Origin of the sequence: Acidaminococcus fermentans, from assembly GCF_009696675.1 — a bacterium.
Taxonomy (GTDB): domain Bacteria; phylum Bacillota; class Negativicutes; order Acidaminococcales; family Acidaminococcaceae; genus Acidaminococcus.
Genome location: NZ_VULN01000017.1, coordinates 17,145 through 35,628 on the forward strand (window position 1 = coordinate 17,145; position 18,484 = coordinate 35,628).

13 protein-coding genes and 1 rRNA gene are annotated in these 18,484 nt (G+C 55.7%); 2 read left to right on the plus strand and 12 right to left on the minus strand.

Annotated elements, in window-relative coordinates:
- Nucleotides 1–33 precede the first annotated feature (33 nt).
- From FX155_RS10265 to FX155_RS10275, 3 genes are all read right to left on the minus strand, one after another.
- A complete protein-coding gene (locus FX155_RS10265; protein WP_154488619.1) occupies nt 34–1,476 on the minus strand; it encodes a TrkH family potassium uptake protein in 1,443 nt (480 codons plus the stop codon).
- Nucleotides 1,477–1,491: 15 nt separating this feature from the next.
- On the minus strand, nt 1,492–2,847 hold the full coding sequence (gene trkA / locus FX155_RS10270; RefSeq protein ID WP_154488620.1) for a Trk system potassium transporter TrkA: 1,356 nt from the start codon (nt 2,845–2,847) through the stop codon (nt 1,492–1,494).
- 396 nt (nt 2,848–3,243) lie between these two features.
- A complete protein-coding gene (locus FX155_RS10275; protein ID WP_154488621.1) occupies nt 3,244–3,804 on the minus strand; it encodes a hypothetical protein in 561 nt (186 codons plus the stop codon).
- Between the two features lie 300 nt (nt 3,805–4,104).
- Here FX155_RS10275 and FX155_RS10280 point away from each other — a divergent pair, with 300 nt between their 5' ends.
- Nucleotides 4,105–5,181 (plus strand): acyltransferase, encoded by a 1,077-nt coding sequence (locus tag FX155_RS10280; RefSeq protein WP_326831139.1) that lies wholly within the window; start codon nt 4,105–4,107, stop codon nt 5,179–5,181.
- Nucleotides 5,182–5,482: 301 nt separating this feature from the next.
- Here FX155_RS10280 and FX155_RS10285 read toward each other — a convergent pair whose 3' ends face one another.
- The 8 genes from FX155_RS10285 to FX155_RS10320 all read right to left on the minus strand — a co-directional run bounded on the left by FX155_RS10285 (nt 5,483) and on the right by FX155_RS10320 (nt 17,506).
- On the minus strand, nt 5,483–5,842 hold the full coding sequence (locus tag FX155_RS10285) for a four helix bundle protein (protein ID WP_154488622.1): 360 nt from the start codon (nt 5,840–5,842) through the stop codon (nt 5,483–5,485).
- A gap of 207 nt (nt 5,843–6,049) precedes the next feature.
- The gene (gene pyk / locus FX155_RS10290) at nt 6,050–7,798 is read right to left on the minus strand and encodes a pyruvate kinase (RefSeq protein WP_022487062.1); all 1,749 of its coding nucleotides are present in this window, start codon (nt 7,796–7,798) and stop codon (nt 6,050–6,052) included.
- 114 nt (nt 7,799–7,912) lie between these two features.
- Nucleotides 7,913–8,935 carry an electron transfer flavoprotein subunit alpha/FixB family protein gene (locus FX155_RS10295; protein WP_022487063.1) on the minus strand — a complete coding sequence of 341 codons (1,023 nt, stop codon included), beginning with the start codon at nt 8,933–8,935 and terminating at the stop codon, nt 7,913–7,915.
- A gap of 12 nt (nt 8,936–8,947) precedes the next feature.
- Nucleotides 8,948–9,739 (minus strand): electron transfer flavoprotein subunit beta/FixA family protein, encoded by a 792-nt coding sequence (locus tag FX155_RS10300; RefSeq protein ID WP_022487064.1) that lies wholly within the window; start codon nt 9,737–9,739, stop codon nt 8,948–8,950.
- Between the two features lie 303 nt (nt 9,740–10,042).
- Complete coding sequence (locus tag FX155_RS10305; protein ID WP_154488623.1) at nt 10,043–13,459, minus strand: DNA polymerase III subunit alpha; 3,417 nt, start codon at nt 13,457–13,459, stop codon at nt 10,043–10,045.
- Nucleotides 13,460–13,521: 62 nt separating this feature from the next.
- Nucleotides 13,522–13,851, minus strand: coding sequence for a cell division protein SepF (locus FX155_RS10310; RefSeq protein ID WP_022487066.1), 330 nt, complete (start codon nt 13,849–13,851; stop codon nt 13,522–13,524).
- A 100-nt stretch (nt 13,852–13,951) separates the two neighbouring features.
- Nucleotides 13,952–15,772 (minus strand): translational GTPase TypA, encoded by a 1,821-nt coding sequence (gene typA / locus FX155_RS10315; protein WP_154488624.1) that lies wholly within the window; start codon nt 15,770–15,772, stop codon nt 13,952–13,954.
- A 126-nt stretch (nt 15,773–15,898) separates the two neighbouring features.
- Complete coding sequence (locus FX155_RS10320) at nt 15,899–17,506, minus strand: MBL fold metallo-hydrolase RNA specificity domain-containing protein (protein WP_154488625.1); 1,608 nt, start codon at nt 17,504–17,506, stop codon at nt 15,899–15,901.
- 112 nt (nt 17,507–17,618) lie between these two features.
- On the opposite strand from FX155_RS10320, the gene FX155_RS10325 reads away from it, so the two are divergent.
- Nucleotides 17,619–18,140, plus strand: a complete 522-nt coding sequence (locus FX155_RS10325) for a surface-adhesin E family protein (protein ID WP_022487070.1) — start codon at nt 17,619–17,621, stop codon at nt 18,138–18,140.
- 93 nt (nt 18,141–18,233) lie between these two features.
- Here FX155_RS10325 and rrf read toward each other — a convergent pair.
- Nucleotides 18,234–18,350: ribosomal RNA gene (rrf, locus tag FX155_RS10330) — 5S ribosomal RNA — on the minus strand.
- Nucleotides 18,351–18,484: the final 134 nt, after the last annotated feature.

Here is an 18,484-nt window from a genome sequence, read left to right on the forward strand (position 1 = left end):
CTCGTTACAGGTCTGCTGCCCTGCAGCAGACCCTTAATTTTTCGTCCAGGTCCTGGGATAGAACAGGATCAGCATGGGCAGCAGTTCCAGTCTGCCGGCCAGCATGTCAAAGATCAGGATCAGTTTGGACAAGTGGCTGTATGCATAGAAGTTCCGGGTGGGGCCTACTCCGGCCAGGCCGGGACCGATGTTATTCAAGGTGGCGGCCACGGCGGTGAAGTTGGTCTCAAAATTGAACCCGTCCAGGCTGACGGCCAGTACGGACAGAAAGAAGATCAGGAAATAGGTGGTAAGGAAGATGTAGATGGAATTGAGCATTTTGCTGTCCACGGTCTTCCCGTCCATACGCATCCGCTGGACCCCATGGGGATGGAGCACCTGGCCCAGTTCCAGGAAGATGGATTTGCAGGTGAGCACCACCCGGCTTACCTTCACCCCGCCGCCGGTGCTGCCGGCGCAGGCCCCCACAATCATCAAAAGGACCAGGATGCATTTGGAGAAGCTGGGCCACAGGTCGAAATCCACGCTGCTGTAGCCGGTGGTGGTCATGATGCTCCCCACCTGGAAGAAGGCGGCCCGGAGGGCTTCCTCCAGGGTCTCGAACCGGTCCCGGATCTGCCAGGCAATGGCCAGGCCGGAGGCCAGGATGATGCCAAGGTAAGCCCGGACTTCTTCCATGGCAAAGGCTTCCTTGAAGCGGGTGATCAGGAACAGATAATAGAAGCCGAAGTTCACCCCGAAGGCGATCATGAACAGGGTGATGATCCACTGCTGGATGGGGGTGTAGCTGGCGCAGCTGTCATTGATGATGCCGAAGCCCCCGGTGCCGGCGGTGCCGAAGGTGATGCACAGGTTGTGGAACCAGTTCATGCCGGTAAGGGCCAGCAGGGCGATCATAATAAGGGTCATGCCCAGGTAGATCTTGTAGAGCACAATGGCGGTGTTCCGCACCCGGGGCACGAATTTGGACACGTCCGGGCCCGGGCTTTCCGCCTTCATCAGGTTCATCTGGGTGCCGCCTCTATTTGTGGGGATCAGCATCAGGATGAACACCAGCACCCCCATGCCCCCGATCCAGTGGGAAAAGCTCCGCCAGAACAGGGAGGTATGGGACAGGGCCTCCACATCGCTGAGGATGGAGGATCCGGTGGTGGTGAACCCGGAAACGATTTCAAACACTGCATCCACATAGCAGGGGATCTCTCCGGTGAGCACAAAGGGAATGGCTCCGTAGAGGCTCAGGAGGACCCAGGACAGGCCCACGGCCACGAACCCTTCCCGCTGGTAGATGGCCTTGTTTTTCACCTTCCGCCGGCCGGTAAGGTACCCCAGGGCAATGGCCAGGATGGCCAGGGCGAAATAGATCATTCCCTGGTCTTCCCGATAAACGAGGGAAATGATGCAGGGCAGCAGCATCAGGGCCCCCTCGGTACAGAGGATCCAGCTGAGCACCTGCCCGATCACAGGATAATTCATACAGCTCCGTCTCCTTTATTCCAGGATGTTTTCCATATCGTGGAAGCCCAGATGGGTGGTGACCACGATCACCGTATCCCCCACCTGGAAGGCGTCCTGGCCACCGGGAATGATCAGCTTCCCTTCCCGGACGATGCCGGCGATCAGCACATTCTTCTTGATCTTCATTTCCGCCAGTTTGGGCCCAATCAGGGGAGATTTTTTGTCCAGGAGGAATTCCAGGGCCTCCACCCGTCCGTTCATGAGCCGATACAGGGTTTCCACGTTGGATTCCATGCTGTTGCCGGCAGCCCGGACATACTGGACGATCTGCTGGGCGGTAAGCTGTTTGGGGTTGACGATGCTGTCCAGCTGGAGCCCTTCGATCACGTCCCCGAAGTCCACATGGTTCACCTTGGTAACCACTTTCTTGGTCACATGCTTCATGGCATACAGAGACAGGATGGCGTTCACTTCGTCCATGCCGGTGCAGGCCACGAAGCCGTCCATGCTTTCCAGATGCTCTTCCTTCAGCAGTTCTTCTTCGGTGCCGTCCCCGCAGTCGATGGTGGCCCCGGGCAGGGCTTCCACCAGTTCTTCACACCGGGCCATATCCCGCTCGATGATGGTCACATCGGTGTGGCTCTTCAGAAGCATTTTGGCCAGGTAATAGCTGAGCTGGCCGCCCCCTACGATCATCACGTTTTTGCATTTGTTGGTGCGGACGCCGATTTTCTTGAAGAAGGCCTGGGCATCCCGGGGCATGGCAATGATGGTCAGGATGTCCCCTTCCTGGATCACCGTGTTCCCGTCCGGGACCAGGATGTTGCTGTTCCGTTCGATGATGCACACCAGGACGTTCTCAGTCAGGTCGGCAATGTCCTTCAGGGACCGGCCGATGAGCACGGAAGACTGGGGTACCCGGAACCGGAGCATGTCGATCCGGTCCTTGGCGAAGCTGACGATCTCAATGGCGGAGGGAAAGTTCAGCAGCCGGGAGATTTCCTTGGCGGCTTCCATTTCCGGATTGATGGTCATGGACAGGTTCAGTCCCTTCTGGAGGTAGTGGCGTTCGTCGGAATAATGGGGGCTGCGGACCCGGGCGATGGTGTGGCACTGGTGGTTGTTCAGTTTGGCAATGACACAGGTAAGCAGGTTCACCTCGTCGCTTTCGGTGACGGCAATGAGCATGTCCGTATGTTCCAGGTCGGCTTTGGCCAGGATGTTGAAACTGGAACCGTTGCCTACGATTCCCATCACATCGTAATTGGTGGAAATGTTCCGGATGATGGTGGGGTTGGTATCGATGACGGTCACGTTGTTGTCTTCCTGGGTGAGCTGGGAAATGATGCTCCGCCCCACTTTGCCGCACCCTACAACTATGATTTGCATGATTGAACTCCTTTTGTAAGGGGCTGGAGCCCCGGTCTCGGGTCCTCGAGTCTCAGGCCCCCGGACAGAACTTGTCCTTCGTCCAAGTTCTTATGAGCGTATAAAAACCGTAGGGTCCTCACGCTGGGAGGCCCGCTAAATCCAGAAACGCTGCTGCGTTTGGCTGGGAACAGATTTCCCTCCGGGAGGCCGGGACGGGCTTGCCTTTGGCGAGCCCCTACAGGCGTTGGTGCCGGACCATCGGCGAACTGTCCCAACAACCGCCTGCAACGGCGTAGGGGCGTGCCGCAGGCCCGCCCTTCCCCGGCCGCCCGGAGGGCCCTTTGTTAATATCCTCTACTATACACCAGCCGCCGAAAAAAATCCACAGTTTTGTTACATTCCATACAATATCTTCTATAACTTTTTTCTTTTTTTCCGGCTGTTCCGGGCTTTGGTCCGGGGCTGTACCGGGGGCCGGACGGGCTGGAGCCGCTGTTCCACCCCTTTGGCCAGCATCAGGCCCAGGACCCCGGTGGCCAATTGCAGGGGCAGGAACAGGGCCAGGGTTTTGGCAACGGCCCCCCAGGGCAGCTGGAGCAGATGGAGAGCCCCCACCATGCCGATGCCCAGGACCAGGGTCTTCCCCAGAGGGGCCCCCAGGTACAGGGCCGGCCCCCGGGCGGCTCCCCGGGTCAGTTCCACGTACATGCCGTTGCCCAGGGCGATCACCGGCACCACCGGGCCCAAGATGTGCCCCTGGAAAAAGGCGATTATGGCCAGCGCCCAGCAGATGGTCCAGGCCAGCACCCGGGTGGTGAACCGGCCCGCCAGCACCAGCGTGGCGTTCACCAGGGTTCCGATAAGCAGGGTCATCACCGGCACCGGCAAAGGCAGCACCAGCCGCAGCTGCTGACTGAGCACCCCAATGGCCAGCAGCAGACCGCCCCGGACCAGAAGAGGAAGAGAATGGGACATGGAATTGGCTCCTTTCAGGGTATGTGCAGATATTCTGAACTTATTGTAATCAGCCGGACGAAAAAAGGCAAGACGGACGGTGTTCAATAGTCGGAAGTCGGAAGTCTGGAGTCGGAAGCCTCTGGATAGAACCTGTCCCCTGGCCAGGTTCCTTTGAAGATGTAAAACCCTAGTGCTCACAAAATGAGGGTTGAGAATCCCGTTGGCGGTCATTATAATAGATAAGATAGATTCATTTCAATACTGCAGGGACCGATCCTGCGTACCCCATATTCCTGTAAACCTGCAAAGGAGCTTTCTGTGAAACAGCGCAATCTTGTATTCGACAACCTCCGGGGCATCTGCATGCTGGGGGTCATTGCCATCCATGTGGGGAGCATGGCGGTCAGCGACGCCGTAGCTTCTCCTTTTCTGGTGCTCATCACCAACATCCTGAGCCGCTACAGCGTACCGGCCTTCTTTTTCATCTCCGGCTACGGGCTGTTCTACAGCAAGCCTCTGGAGCAGCCCCTCCGGTATGGGAGCTTTGTGAAGAAACGGATGAAAAGCATCGGCCGTCCCTATCTGCTGGCGTCCCTGCTGTACCTGTGCTACTACGCCTTTTTGAACCGGGACATGAGCGTGCTGGATCCTTCCAACATCCTGTTTTCCCTGTTCTTCGGCACGGCCCAGTACCACATCTATTTCCTGGTGATCCTGATTTGGTTCTACCTGCTGTTCCCTCTGTGGCGGGCCCTGATGAGGGGAATGGAAAAAATCGGCCTGAAACTGGCCCTGCCGGTGCTGTTTGCAGCCCAGGTGCTACTGTTTGAGGGAAATTTCCGGTTCTGGGCCTATCCGGACTGGATCGCATCCAGCCCGGCCCTGCTGAACCTGTGCAATTACCGGCTGAACTATTTTCCTTTTTTCTACCTGTTCATCTTTATTCTGGGAGGAGTGATTGCCCGGCATTATGACAGCTTCCAGCAGCTGATCACTGGGCGGAAGGCCCTGCTGACGGCGTTCTTTACTGCCAGCGCCGGGTTCAACACCTGGCTTTTTTACCGCTGGACCTTCAAATGGCAGATGCCCTATGAAAGCACGGTAAACTACCTTCAGCAGCTGAGTCTGCCGGGGCTGGTCTACACCATTGCTTCCATACTCTTTTTCAGCATGGTGATCCAAAGCGGCCGCTATCCTCTGAAAAAAGCCCTGAAGGGCATGAGCGACCGTTCTTTCATCATCTACCTGATCCACCCGGTGTTCATCGATCAGCTGGAATATGTATTGAACCGGACCGTTGGGATGCAGCGGGTTCCCATGGAAGCGTTCTATCTGGCAGTGCTGCTGCTGTCCTGGGGATGTGCGGAGATATGGCATCGGTGGAGACAGCGATAGTCGGGAGCTTCTGGACAGGAGCTGTTGCACATAAAAAATATATGTGCAACAGCCCTGTAGTCGGAAGTCAGAAGTCTGAAGTCGGAAGCCTCAGGACAGGACCCGCCTGGCTGGACGGGTCCTTTTGATTATATAAAACCAGAATCGAAATCAATCTGAGTGATCATTTCGTCTAAGGGTTCTGCATATTCAAAAATTTGCGTGCAAATTTTTCATTCGGCTCCAGACTTCAGACTCCAGACTTGAGCCGCTACGCGGCTCTATAGCTAGGGGCTGTTGCACAGAACGTGCAACAGCCCCTTTATTTTTGTTTTAAACTTTCAATTAATCCAGTCAGGCATCTGCTTACTTCAACACACAGACTGCAGACTTTATCTCTTTTCTCCTTTGTCAGATACCCTCTGGCTTCACTGAGCAGAATTTGTGTATCCAATTCAGCACAGGAGCCTCTGGCAATCAGCAAAAAACGAATAAAATCCTTGTCACTGCTGCGTGCTCTTCCTTCTGCAATATTACTGGGAATAGAAACGGCTGCCCGTCTCATCTGATTGATCAAGCCAAGGTTTTCTTTTGATGGATAAGTTTCTGTAACGTCGTAAATGCAATTGGCCAGCTGCATACTTTTCTGCCATACAATCAGTTTTTTATGCAAATATTCCATATTGTAACTCCTGCTGCATCCCTTTATTCATTTTCTTTGGAATAATCGGGAGTTATGCAGACCTGGATGACCATATTAGTAGCAACCAGGTCTGCTTTCTCTCCACGATACTGGTTGACATCTTCAAAAAATTTGCCTGCAAATTTGTCCTGAGGCTTCCGACTTCAGACTCCCGACTTCCGACTGGTAAGCCCTGCACCGCAGGGCTTACTTCACATTAATCTTCCCCGCATACACACTCCCTGTGGTCACATCCAAAGTCACCAGGTCCCCGGTTTCCAGGGCTTCCATGGCTCCTTTGGCTCCTACGATCACCGGGATGCCGTAGTTGATGCCGATGATGGCAGCCGGGGAGGTGAAGCCGCCTTCTTCGGCGATGATACCTCCGGCCTGGGCGGCACAGGTGCCCATTTCATTTTCCAGGGCGGCTACGGCCAGGATCATGCCCGGTTTGAACTGGTCCAGGTCTGCTTTCTTTTCCACCCGGAGGACAATACCGCTGGCGGCTTTCTTGCCGATGCCCTGGCCGGATACGATCTTCTGGCCTACATTGACCACCTGGATCAGGTTGGTGCTGCCCACTTTGCCCACGTTCATGCCGGCGGTGACCACCAGGGAATCCCCTTTCTTGATCAACCCTGCATCCAAGGCGTTCTTCAGGGACGCTTCGATAAGGGCATCGGTGCTGGCTTTGTTTTCCCCTTTCAGGGGGGTCACGCCCCAGTACAGGTTCATCCGCCGCAGGCTTTCCTCTTTGGGAGAAACCCCCAGCACATGGGCTTTGGGCCGGTATTTGGCCACCATACGGGCGGTGTAGCCGCTTTCGGTAATGGACATGATGGCGTTGGCTTCCAGTTCCTGGGCAATCTGGACGGTGGCGTGGCTGATGGCGTCGGTCATCTGGACCTGGGCCCCGATGCCCTTGTGCTGGAACACCCCTACATAGTCGATGGCTTCTTCCGTCCGTTTGGCGATCCGGGCCATGGTCTGGACGGCTTCCAGAGGATAAGCCCCGGAGGCGGTTTCCCCGCTGAGCATAATGGCGTCGGTGCCGTCAAAAATGGAGTTGGCAATATCGTTGGCTTCTGCCCGGGTGGCCCGGTAGTTGGTAATCATGCTTTCCAGCATCTGGGTGGCAGTGACCACCGGCTTGCCCAGGGCGTTGCATTTGGCAATGATCTGCTTCTGGACAATAGGCACGTCTTCCATGGGGATTTCCACCCCCAGGTCCCCACGGGCCACCATGACTCCATCCACCACCTGGAGGATTTCGTCGATGTTGTCCACCCCTTCCTGGTTTTCGATCTTGGCGATGATCCCCATGGGAGACCCCAGTCTTTCCAGAAGACGGCGGATTTCCATGGCGTCGTGGGCATTCCGGACAAAGGAGGCGGCCACATAGGTCATGCCGTGCTGGGCCGCAAAGGTAATGTCGGAAACATCCGCATCGGACAGGAAGGGCAGTTTCAGGAAGGCTCCGGGGACGGCCACCCGTTTCCGGGAGGAGATTTCCCCGCCGTTCACCACGAGGGTGTGGATTTCCCGGTCGGTGGTGGACTGGACTTCCAGGGACAGTTTCCCGTCGTTCAGGAGGATGGTGTCCCCCCGCTTCACTTCTTCCGGCAGGCCCTTATAGTTCACATGGGCCTTTTCCGCAGTCCCTTCCACATCGTCGATGGTCAGGGTGAATTCGTGGCCGGGCACCAGGGTGGTCTTGTCCCCCTTGAACAGCCCCAGGCGCATTTCCGGCCCTTTGGTATCCGCCACATACCCTACCAGCCGGCCTGCTTCCTTTTCCGCTTCTTTCAGCAGGTTCAGCCGGGCTTCACATTCGCTGTGAGAGCCATGGGAGAAGTTGAACCGGGCCAGGTCCATGCCGGATTTGATCATATCCACCAGCAGGTCTTTTTTGTCGGTGGCCGGTCCCAGGGTGCAGATGATTTTCGTTTTCTTCATGAAATGTTCCCCCTCTGAAATATCCATGATGGTTCCGGGAAAAGCATCATGTACTTTTTCCAAAAAAAGTCCGGACTTGTAATAAGCCCGGACTTTTCAGTTCCGTTTGTAAAATTAGGATTCTTTGAAGGCTTTGATCTTTGCAGTCAGCAGAGGCAGAATCTTCAGAGCATCGCCAACGATACCATATTTGGAGATCTCGAACATAGGAGCGTCCGGATCCTTGTTGATGCAGACAATGGTATCGGATTTGCTCATGCCGGCTTTGTGCTGTACAGAACCGGAAATACCGCAGGCGAAGTAAATCTTCGGGGTAACGGTTTTACCGGACTGACCCACTTGCCGAGGATGTTCGATGAACCCTTCATCCACTGCAGCACGGCTGCCGCCTACGGCGCCGCCCAGTACATGGGCCAAGTCATACAGCAGGGAGAAGTTTTCTTTGGCTTTCATGCCGCGGCCGCCGGAGCATACGAACGGTGCATCGTCGATGGCCATTTCCCCTTCGCTGACCACTTCTTCTCTGCGGATGCAGGTTACCCGGTCATCCACATGGTTCTTCAGGGTGTAGTTGATTACTTCGCCGGTACGGGAAGCATCGGGTTCCATAGCCTTGAAGGTCTTGGGACGAACGGTACCCATCTGAGGACGATGTTCTTTGCACAGGATGGTAGCCATGATGTTACCACCGGCAGCAGGACGGGTCCATTCGATCAGGCCGTCTTCTTCAGCGTCCAGGATGGTGCAGTCTGCGCACAGACCAGTGTTCACCCGGGCAGCGATACGGGGCCCCAGGTCACGGCCGTCGTTGGTGGCACCGATGAATACAGCGGAGGGCTGGTAAGCATCGATCATTTCGCAGAAAGCATTGGTGTATTCGTCAGTGGAATAATATTTGAAAGCAGGATCCTGGCACACATAGACCAGATCAGCGCCCCGGGCAATCAGTTTGGACGGAACGTCTTTGGCATCGTCAGTGATTAGGACAGCAGCCAGTTTCTGGTTGCATTTGTCAGCCAGTTTCCGGCATTCACCCAGCAGTTCATATACAACATGGACAGGTTCGCCTTTGTAATGTTCAACATAGACCCATAAATCTTTTTCGTTACCGGTCTTTAAACCTTTCGTGTTAGCCATTTATACCCAACCTCACTTCGTAATAATCTTGTCTTCGATCAGTTTGTTAACCAACTTATCGACTGCAACAGCAGGATCTTCATCGTCGAAGATTTCGCCGTGTACCTGGGTCACTTTCGGAGTGAAGCTCTTCATAACCTGAGTCGGAGAGCCGGCCTTGCCGATGATGTCCAGAGGGATTTCCAGGGCAGCGGCGGTGTAAACAGGGATTTCAGCCTTTCTGGCTTTCATTTTGCCTCTGATGCTGGCAAAACGAAGATCCTTGCTGCGCATTACGGTTACTACGCAGGGCATCTTCATGGTGAAGGTCATGGACATCTGTTCGTTGTCTCTGTCAACCACGACGGTGTCATCTTTGACCTGAACCTTCAGAGCAGCGGTAACCTGGGGCAGATCCAGATGTTCAGCGATTTCAGGACCAACCTGGGCAGTATCCCCATCGATTGCCTGACGGCCGCAGAGGATCAGATCAGGAATGCCGAAATGTTTGATGGTGTTGGCCATGGCTGCGGAAGTAGCCAGGGTATCAGCACCGCCGAAAGCTCTGTCGCTGACCAGTTTGGCTTCATCAGCGCCAACAGCCAGGCAGTCTCTCAGGACGGATTCAGCATGGGGCGGTCCCATGGTGATGACAGTTACATGAGCACCCAGTTCGTCTTTCAGCTGCAGAGCCGTTTCCAGAGCATACTGGTCATAGGGGTTCATAATATTGGTTACACCATCTCTGACGAGGTTGTTGGTAACCGGATCGATCTTCATTTCAGCGGTATCCGGTACCTGTTTAACACATACAACGATGTTCATTACAAAGCGACCTCCTAAAAATCATATAGTTCAAAACCACACAGCCCCATTGTAACACGTGTGTTCCCGGTATGCAAGGGATTGCAGGAACTTGTCAGACTAGCCTTTCAAATTTTGTAAACTCCTGTATACAATCTGTATAGTATGATTTTCTCCATTTTCCTCTTTAATTCTAAATTGACGAATAATTCCACGCAAGTTCTGTAACGGAAATTTCTACAGAATTGTGGGACAAATAATTGGGGATTTTCTGTGAATATAAGGGATTGCTTATGAAAAAGAGGGTGTTGCCCAGGCAACACCCTACAATTCCATACTCCCCTTCCCCAGCACCCGTTCTATGGCCTCGGAGAACCCAGGGGCATCCAGTTCCACCCAGAACCTGGGATTGGTACGGATGACCTTTTTAGTGTCTGCCACGTGGAGGTACACCGGGTTCTTTCCGTGGAAGGCGGCGAAGATCCCTCCCAGCTGCTGCTGAACAGCCTGGGTGTTCTTCCCTGGGCCGATATGGAGATGGACTTCTTTGGCCGCCTCCTGGAGGGGCTCCACTTTGTTGGCAAAGATCCGGGCCTGTTCCTCGTCCAGCTTCAAGACCCCCTGGATCATGACGATCCGGTCCTTGTCGATGTTGGCCCGGCTGACGGCGTAAGCCCGGGGAAAGGCGATCACGTCCAGGCTGCCGGTCAGATCTTCCAGCACAAAGGAGGCCATCCGGTCCCCGTTCCTGGTGGACCGGAGCCGGAGATCGGTGATGATGCCCCCTACGGCGATCCGTTCCCCGTCCTTGTAATTTTCCTCGCTGCACCGGATGAGCGGCGTCAGCCGCCGGAGGGCATTCCGGTAGGCATCCAGAGGGTGCCCGGTCACATAGAACCCGATCAGTTCCCGTTCCAACCGGAGGATCTCCTCTTTGGGGATTTCCGGCAGGTTGGGGATGGGGATGGTGTTGGCACTGGCAATGTCTTCCTCCCCGAAAAGCCCCAGCTGGCCGGTGATCCGGTCCCGCTGTTCACTGGCCGCCGCTTCCAGGGCCGGGTCCATAATGGCCAGCAGCTGACTCCGGCGCAGGCCGAATCCGTTCATGGAACCGCTTTTGATCAAGGCTTCCACCACCCGCTTGTTCACCTTGGACAGGTCAACCCGGCGGGTAAAATCGAAGAAGTCCTTGAAGGGTCCCCGTTTCGCCCGTTCCTCCAGGATCACGGACACGGCCGCATCCCCTACGCTTTTGATGGCCCCCAGGCCGAACCGGATGGTATGGCCGTCCACGGAGAACCCGGCTTCACTGGTGTTGATGTCCGGAGGCAGCACCTGGATGCCCATATCCCGGCACACTCCGATGTACCAGCTGACCTTGTCCGCCACGGTGATGATGCTGTTCAGGAAGGCGGCCATGTATTCCACCGGGTAGTTGGCCTTCAGCCAGGCGGTCTCATAGGCCACCAGGGCATAGGCGGCGGAATGGGATTTGTTGAACCCGTAGCCGGCGAAGTGCTGCAGAAGGGCGAAGATCTTATCGCCCAGTTCCCGGCTGATGCCGTGGAGCTTCTGGGCTCCCTCCAGGAATTTTTCCTTCATGGAATCCAGGAGCTTGGCCTTCTTTTTCCCCATGGCCCGGCGGAGAATGTCTGCTTCCCCCAGGGTGAAGCCCCCCAGGGTGGATACGATCTGCATCACCTGTTCCTGGTACAGGATGACCCCGTAGGTATCCGCCACAATGGGCTCCATAAGCGGATGGAGCACCTGGGCGGTGCGTCTGCCGTGCCGGCCGGCAATGAAGTCTTCAGCCATGCCGCTGCCCAAGGGACCGGGCCGGTACAGGGCCACCAGGGGGATCAGGTCTTCGAAGCCTTCCGGGGCCAGCTGTTTCATGAGCCGGGTCATGCCGTCGCTTTCCATCTGGAACACCGCTGCTGTATCCCCGATACAGAGCATTTTGCAGGTTTTGGGATCGTGGAGGTCGATGTGCCGTATATCCACCTCCACCCCCTGGTTCCGTTTGATCATCTTCAGGGCGTCGTCGATGACGGTCAGGGTCCGGAGACCCAGAAGATCCATCTTCAGCAGCCCCAGGCTTTCAGACCGGTCCTTGTCGTACTGGGTGCAGATGTATTCATGCTCATCGTCGCTGCTGGAAGTGATCTGGAGGGGCACATAGTCCGTCAGTTCCCCCGGGGTGATCACCACTCCTGCCGCATGGGTGGAGGTGTGCCGGGGCATCCCTTCCACTTTCTGGGCAAAATCCAGCAGCTGGGCGATGTTGGGATCCTGGTCCCGGAGTTCCCGGAGCTCCCGGCTCCCTTCCAAGGCCCCTTTCAGGGTGGTGCCCGGGGTGTTGGGGATCAGTTTGTTCACTTGGTTCACCACGTTGAGAGGAATGTCCATGGCCCGGCCCACGTCCTTGATGGCGGCTTTGGCGGCCAGGGTCCCGAAGGTGATGATCTGGGCCACGTGGCTTTCCCCGTATTTCCGGGCCAGGTAGTCCACCACCAGGTGGCGCTTCACGTAGCAGATATCCGTATCGATATCGGGCATGCTCACCCGTTCCGGGTTCAGGAACCTTTCAAAGATCAGGTTGTACTTCAGCGGGTCGATGCTGGTGATGCCGGTAAGGTAGGCCACGATACTGCCGGCGGCGCTGCCTCTGCCGGGGCCCACCGGGATGTCGTGGCGGCGGCTGTAGTTGATGAAGTCCCACACAATGAGGAAGTAACCGGAATAGCCCATCTGTTTGATGATTCCCAGTTCGTATTCCATCCGTTTCCGGGCGGTGCCGTCGTCATCCGGGTACCGGGAGGGAAAGCCCTCTTCGCACAGTTTCCGCAGGTAGCCGTCCATGGTCTCCCCGGGAGGCAGAGGGAATTCCGGCAGGAGCAGATGGCCGAATTCCAGCTTCACATTGCACCGCCGGGCGATTTCCAGGGTGTTGTCCAGGGCTTCCTGGTCTTCCGGGAACAGGGCTTCCATCTCTTCCCGGCTCTTCAGGTAGTAGGAATCGTTATTGAACCGCATCCGCTGAGGATCCAGGTACCGGGCGTTGGTCTGGATACACAGGAGGATGTCCTGGCCGGCGGCGTCTTCCTTGTGGATATAGTGAAGGTCGTTGGTGGCCACCAGCCGGATGTTGTGCTTTTTGGCCAGACGGTGGAGTTCCTGGCGGACGGTGGCTTCTTCCGGAAGCCCGTGGTTCTGGATCTCCAGGAAATAGTTGTCCCGGCCGAAAATGTCCAGGTATTCCAGCATGGTCTTTTCGGCGGTTTCCAGTTCTCCCCGGAGGATGTGACGGGGCACTTCCCCGGCGATGCAGGCGGACAGGCAGATGAGCCCCTCGCTGTACTGGCGGAGCACGTCCTTGTCGATCCGGGGCTTGTAGTAGAACCCTTCCACTTCCCCAATAGACACCAGCTTCATCAGGTTCTGGTAGCCGGTCTGGTTTTCCGCCAGAAGGATCAGATGGTACAGTTTGCTCCGGGTTTCCAGGCTTTTGTCCAGATGGGACCCGGAAGTGATGTACACTTCGCAGCCGATGATGGGTTTGATCCCGGCTTTCTCACATTCCTGGTAGAATTCAATGACCCCGTACATGACCCCGTGGTCCGTAATGGCCAGGGCCGGCATCCCCAGCTCCTTGGCATACTGGACCAGTTCCGGGATCCGGCAGGACCCATCCAGGAGGCTGTATTGGGTATGGGTATGCAAATGGACGAATTGGTTCATGGGTGCTCCTTTAAAAAAGGGGGCTGCGCTGCAGCCCCCGTCAATGGTCGATTGTCAATGACTTATCCTCTGATCGTATTCACTTCTCCCGGCAGATACATGGTCACTTCCGGGGAGACTTCGGTTTCTGTGGCTCCGATGGTGTAGGCTACGCCGGCCAGGTAGTCCTGAGCCCGGATCTTGTCCGGTTCCGGCAGGTCGTTGAGACACATAAGGAGGCCCTTGCCTTCCAGGATCAGCTTGCCGTAGGCAACGATTTCCTCCAGGCTGGCCGGTGTCCGCAGACACAGATCCAGGTTGGGCGTGTCCAGGAGCGTCAGTCCGGGATTCTCACTTTCCCCTGCCGGAGTTCTGGATGCAGAAGATCTGGACGATTTGAAACTGGCAAACATGAGCACATCCCTCCCTTCTTTGTATTTCTTTATTTTACACCAAAATGGAAGAGAAAGCAAAAAAGAGGGGCTGCTGCAAATGCAGCAGTCCCACTTTTTCTTATGCCCGTGCGTTCCGTGCTCTTTGACGGGAACGTTCCTGACGGGACAGGATCTTCTTTCTCATGCGGATGCTCTTGGGGGTGACTTCAACGGTTTCGTCGTCGTTGATGTGTTCCAGGGCCCCTTCCAGAGAGAAGGTCTGGGGCGGAACCAGACGGACGGCGTCGTCGCTCCCGGCGGCACGCATGTTGGATACGTGTTTCTTCTTGCAGGGGTTCACGTCCATATCGTCTTCCCGGCTGTTTTCGCCGACGATTTCCCCTTCGTACACTTCTTCACCAGGGTTCACGTACATGGTGCCTCTGGCCTGGCATTTGTCAATGCCGTAAGCCGTGGTGGTACCGGCTTCGAAAGCCACCAGACTGCCCCGGGTACGGCCCGGGATATCGCCCTTGTAGGCACCCCAGCCGGCGAACACATGGTTCATGATCCCGTTGCCTTTGGTATCGGTGAGGAACTGGTTCCGGAAACCGATCAGGCCCCGGGCAGGGATGATGAAGTCCATCCGCAGGTAGCCGGCCACTTCGGTCATGTTCTGGAGTTCAGCCTTCCGGATCCCCAGCCCTTCCATCACAGGGCCCATGAAATCCTGGGGCACTTCGATGGTCAGTGCTTCCATGGGTTCCAGCAGCTTGCCGTTTTCATCCCGGTGCATGATTACGGTGGGTTTCCCTACCTGGAGTTCGAACCCTTCCCGGCGCATGGCTTCGATGAGCACGGACAGATGCAGTTCCCCACGGCCGGACACCTTGAAGGTATCGGCGCTGTCGGTGTCTTCCACTTTCATGGAAACGTTGGTTTCCACTTCTTTGTACAGACGGTCACGGAGATGGCGGCTGGTGATGAAGTCACCTTCCTGGCCGGCAAAGGGGCTGTCGTTGACGGAGAAGGTCATGGACAGGGTGGGTTCGTCCACCTTGATCCCCTGGAGCTGTTCCGGGTTGTCCACATCGGCAATGGTGTCGCCGATTTCAGCAGTGCTCAGGCCGATCAGGGCAATGATGTCCCCGGCTTTGGCTTCAGGCACTTCCACCCGTTTCAGCCCTTCGTAGGTGTACAGACGGCCGATCTTCTGGGTGGTGCGCTTGTCATCATGCATCAGGCACACGTTCTGGCCGTTCTTGATGGTGCCGCGGACCACACGGCCCACCACGATCCGGCCCACATAGTCATCGTGGTCCAGGGTGTTGACCAGCATCTGAAGCGGCGCATCCACATCCACGTCAGGAGCGGGGATGCTTTTGATGATGGTGCGGAACAGAGGTTCCAGGTTGTCGCTTTCGTCATCCATGGACAGCTTGGCAATGCCCTTCTTGGCGGAGGCATAGACCACCGGGAAATCCAGTTGGTCGTCGTTGGCGTTCAGTTCGATGAACAGGTCCAGGACTTCGTCCACCACTTCTTCCACCCGCTGATCCGGACGGTCGATTTTGTTGATGACCACCACCGGTTTCAGATGATGTTCCAGGGCTTTCCGCAGTACGTATTTGGTCTGGGGCATGGGACCTTCATAAGCGTCTACCAGCAGCAGTACGCCGTCCACCATGTTCAGCACCCGTTCCACTTCACCGCCGAAGTCAGCATGGCCCGGAGTGTCCAGGATGTTGATCTTGCAGCCATCGTGCATAACGGAAGTATTCTTGGCCAGGATGGTGATCCCACGTTCTCTTTCCTGATCGTTGGAGTCCATGACCCGTTCCTGCACCTGCTGGTTGGCCCGGAATACACCGCTCTGCTTCAGCATGGCATCCACCAGGGTAGTCTTACCGTGGTCGACGTGAGCGATGATGGCAATGTTACGCAAATCATTTCTAATCATAAAAGCCCAATCCCCTCTTATTTCCAGATAAATCAAGAGGATGCTTGTCTGGAAGCATCCTCAAAGTAAACTGCATCATTTCGACTTTCCTATTATATTCTTTTCCCCTCTGGATGTCAAATACTGTCACAATGTTTTCATCACATCGTCAATGTATTTGCGGATTTTGTCCATCTTGGCCCGGATATCGGGGATCCGGCGGGGATCGTGGGTGATGAGCTGTTCCAGACGGCCCTTGTACACCAGATAATCCTTTTCGAAGTTCCGCAGGTAATCCCGCATGTTCTGGATGGCCGGTTCGCTGGTGATCACCTTGGTTTCCTCGATCCGCCAGTCGGTGCCGTCGATGATGGCGGAATCACCGAAGTTGGGGATGTAGGTGGCGCAGCCCAGTTCCGTATTCAGCAGGTGGGCAAAGGAGCTGGCGGCATCGTATTCCCCGTGGACCACGAAGAAGGCCTTGGGCTTTTCCTCCATACCCTTGTACAGGGCCAGCATCTGGTTCCGGTCCGCATGGGCGGAAAAACCGCTCAGGTTATAGATCTTGGCCCCCACCACAATGTCTTCGCCCATGATCTTCACCTTTTTGGCCCCGTCGATGAGCCGCCGGCCCAGGCTGCCTTCCGCCTGATACCCGGCAAAGATCACGGAAGAATCCTTCCGCCACAGGTTGTGTTTCAGATGGTGGAGCACACGGCCTGCATCGGCCATGCCGCTGGCGGAGATGATGATCATGGGGCTGGGCATGTCGTTGATGGCCTTGGATTCCGCCGCCGTCTCCGTGTACTTCACATTGGGCATGTCGATGAGTTTCCCCTTCTGCTGCCGGAAAATGGTCCGGGCTTCCTCATCATATTCTTCCGGGTTGAACTGCATCACCTGGGTGGCCTTGATGGCCATGGGGCTGTCCACCATAATGGGGACCACCGGCAGCTGGCCGCTGTGCATGAGTTTTTGGAAGTAGTAGAGCATCACCTGGGTACGGCCTACGGCAAAGGCGGGGATGATCACGTTGCCTCCCCGGCTCAGGGCTTCCTTCATCACGTCGCACAGTTCCTTTTCCCGGTCGATCTGTTCATGGAGCCGGTTCCCGTAGGTGGATTCGGTAATGATGAAATCGGCGCCGGAAATCTGATGAGGATCGTCCAGGATGGGCACATTGGGCTGGCCCACGTCCCCGGTGAAGATCAGCTTGGTCTTCTTCCCGTTTTCTTCGATCATCAGGTTCACCAGGGCACTGCCCAGGATATGGCCGGCCACCCGGAACCGGAAGGTGATCCCCGGATACAGTTCCACGTCTTCATCGTAATCGTGGGTGATGAAATGCTTCAGGGTCAGGTAGGCGTCGTCGGCGGTATACAGGGGTTCCACCACGGATTTCCCGGCCCGGAGACCTTTCCGGGTGGCGATTTCCGCATCGGATTCCTGGATGTGTCCGCAGTCAGGGAGCAGGATCTGGCACAGTTCTTCGGTAACCGGGGTGCAGTGGATGAACCCCTTGAACCCTTCCTTGATCAGTTTGGGCAGAAGGCCGCTGTGGTCGATATGGGCATGGCTGAGGATCACCGCGTCGATTTCTCCCGGGTTGAAGGAGAAGGGTTTCCGGTTCAGTTCCCGGATCAGCTTGGGTCCCTGGAACATGCCGCAGTCCAGCAGGATCTTCTTTCCGTTCACTTCCAGCAGGTGACAGGACCCGGTGACAATTTTGTCCGCTCCCAGGAAGGTGATTTTCATGAGGCGTCCCTCCTTTAGAAAAGTTTCCAAATTAATCCATCAGTTAAACTACCTATAGTATAACACGATGTGGTACAATAGTTCCATGGATTTACCAGAAAGGGTGTACATTATGAAAAAATCTCTGTTCTTTCCTTTATTATTTGTTTCTCTGCTGTCGGTTCCTTCCCTGCTTTTTGCCCAGGAAGAGAAAAAGGATTCGCCGAAAGCAGCAGTTACTGTTGCAAATGATACAAAGCAGCCTGCACCCTCTGGAAAAAAGACAGAGGAAGCCCTGCCCACCCCTCCTACGGAAGAAGCTGCGGCCTGGACCCTGGTGGGCAGCAACAGCAGCTATGATGTGTACTATGATTCCCGGAGTATCCAGTACGACGAAAAGACCGGGATCCTGACCATCTGGAACAAATGGGTGCGAAAAGGAGCCATGGGCACCGCCACCCGGACCATCCTGCTCCAGAGTAAATACGACGTACGGCTGCGGGTGGTATCCGATCTGGTCCAGTACACCTACAACGGGCTGGGGAATGAAACGGGAAAGCAAAAAGTGGAAGACCAGTCCTGGTATCCATTGAGCCCCAATACGTTGGGGATGGAGCTGTGTGAAGCGCTGAAAGGGTATTTGCTGAATAATTGAAAGAAGGGGCTGTTGCAAACGCAACAGCCCCTTCTTTCTGTCAGCGAACCGCTGACAAAAAAATTCCGCATCCATCAGATGCGGAATTTTTCTAACCGGCAGCTCCCTATCCTCCCGGACCGTTTCCAGTCGAGTACTTTCGGCGTATAAGGGCTTAACTGCTGTGTTCGGCATGGGAACAGGTGGATCCCCTTAGCTATCGCCACCGGATTATGTTACTGAAGGCATGAGCCCTCAAAACTTCATGAAGAGACTTTCTTTCATCTAACGGCCCGATTTAAGTCAAGCCCTCGACATATTAGTACAGGTCAGCTTAACATATTGCTACGCTTCCACACCCTGCC

Coding starts and splice junctions, on each gene's coding strand:
- FX155_RS10265 (WP_154488619.1), bottom strand. CDS start 1,476: ATGAATTATCCTGTGATCGGGCAGGTGCTCAGCTGGATCCTCTGTACC.
- trkA (WP_154488620.1), bottom strand. CDS start 2,847: ATGCAAATCATAGTTGTAGGGTGCGGCAAAGTGGGGCGGAGCATCATT.
- FX155_RS10275 (WP_154488621.1), bottom strand. CDS start 3,804: ATGTCCCATTCTCTTCCTCTTCTGGTCCGGGGCGGTCTGCTGCTGGCC.
- FX155_RS10285 (WP_154488622.1), bottom strand. CDS start 5,842: ATGGAATATTTGCATAAAAAACTGATTGTATGGCAGAAAAGTATGCAG.
- pyk (WP_022487062.1), bottom strand. CDS start 7,798: ATGAAGAAAACGAAAATCATCTGCACCCTGGGACCGGCCACCGACAAA.
- FX155_RS10295 (WP_022487063.1), bottom strand. CDS start 8,935: ATGGCTAACACGAAAGGTTTAAAGACCGGTAACGAAAAAGATTTATGG.
- FX155_RS10300 (WP_022487064.1), bottom strand. CDS start 9,739: ATGAACATCGTTGTATGTGTTAAACAGGTACCGGATACCGCTGAAATG.
- FX155_RS10305 (WP_154488623.1), bottom strand. CDS start 13,459: ATGAACCAATTCGTCCATTTGCATACCCATACCCAATACAGCCTCCTG.
- FX155_RS10310 (WP_022487066.1), bottom strand. CDS start 13,851: ATGTTTGCCAGTTTCAAATCGTCCAGATCTTCTGCATCCAGAACTCCG.
- typA (WP_154488624.1), bottom strand. CDS start 15,772: ATGATTAGAAATGATTTGCGTAACATTGCCATCATCGCTCACGTCGAC.
- FX155_RS10320 (WP_154488625.1), bottom strand. CDS start 17,506: ATGAAAATCACCTTCCTGGGAGCGGACAAAATTGTCACCGGGTCCTGT.
- FX155_RS10325 (WP_022487070.1), top strand. CDS start 17,619: ATGAAAAAATCTCTGTTCTTTCCTTTATTATTTGTTTCTCTGCTGTCG.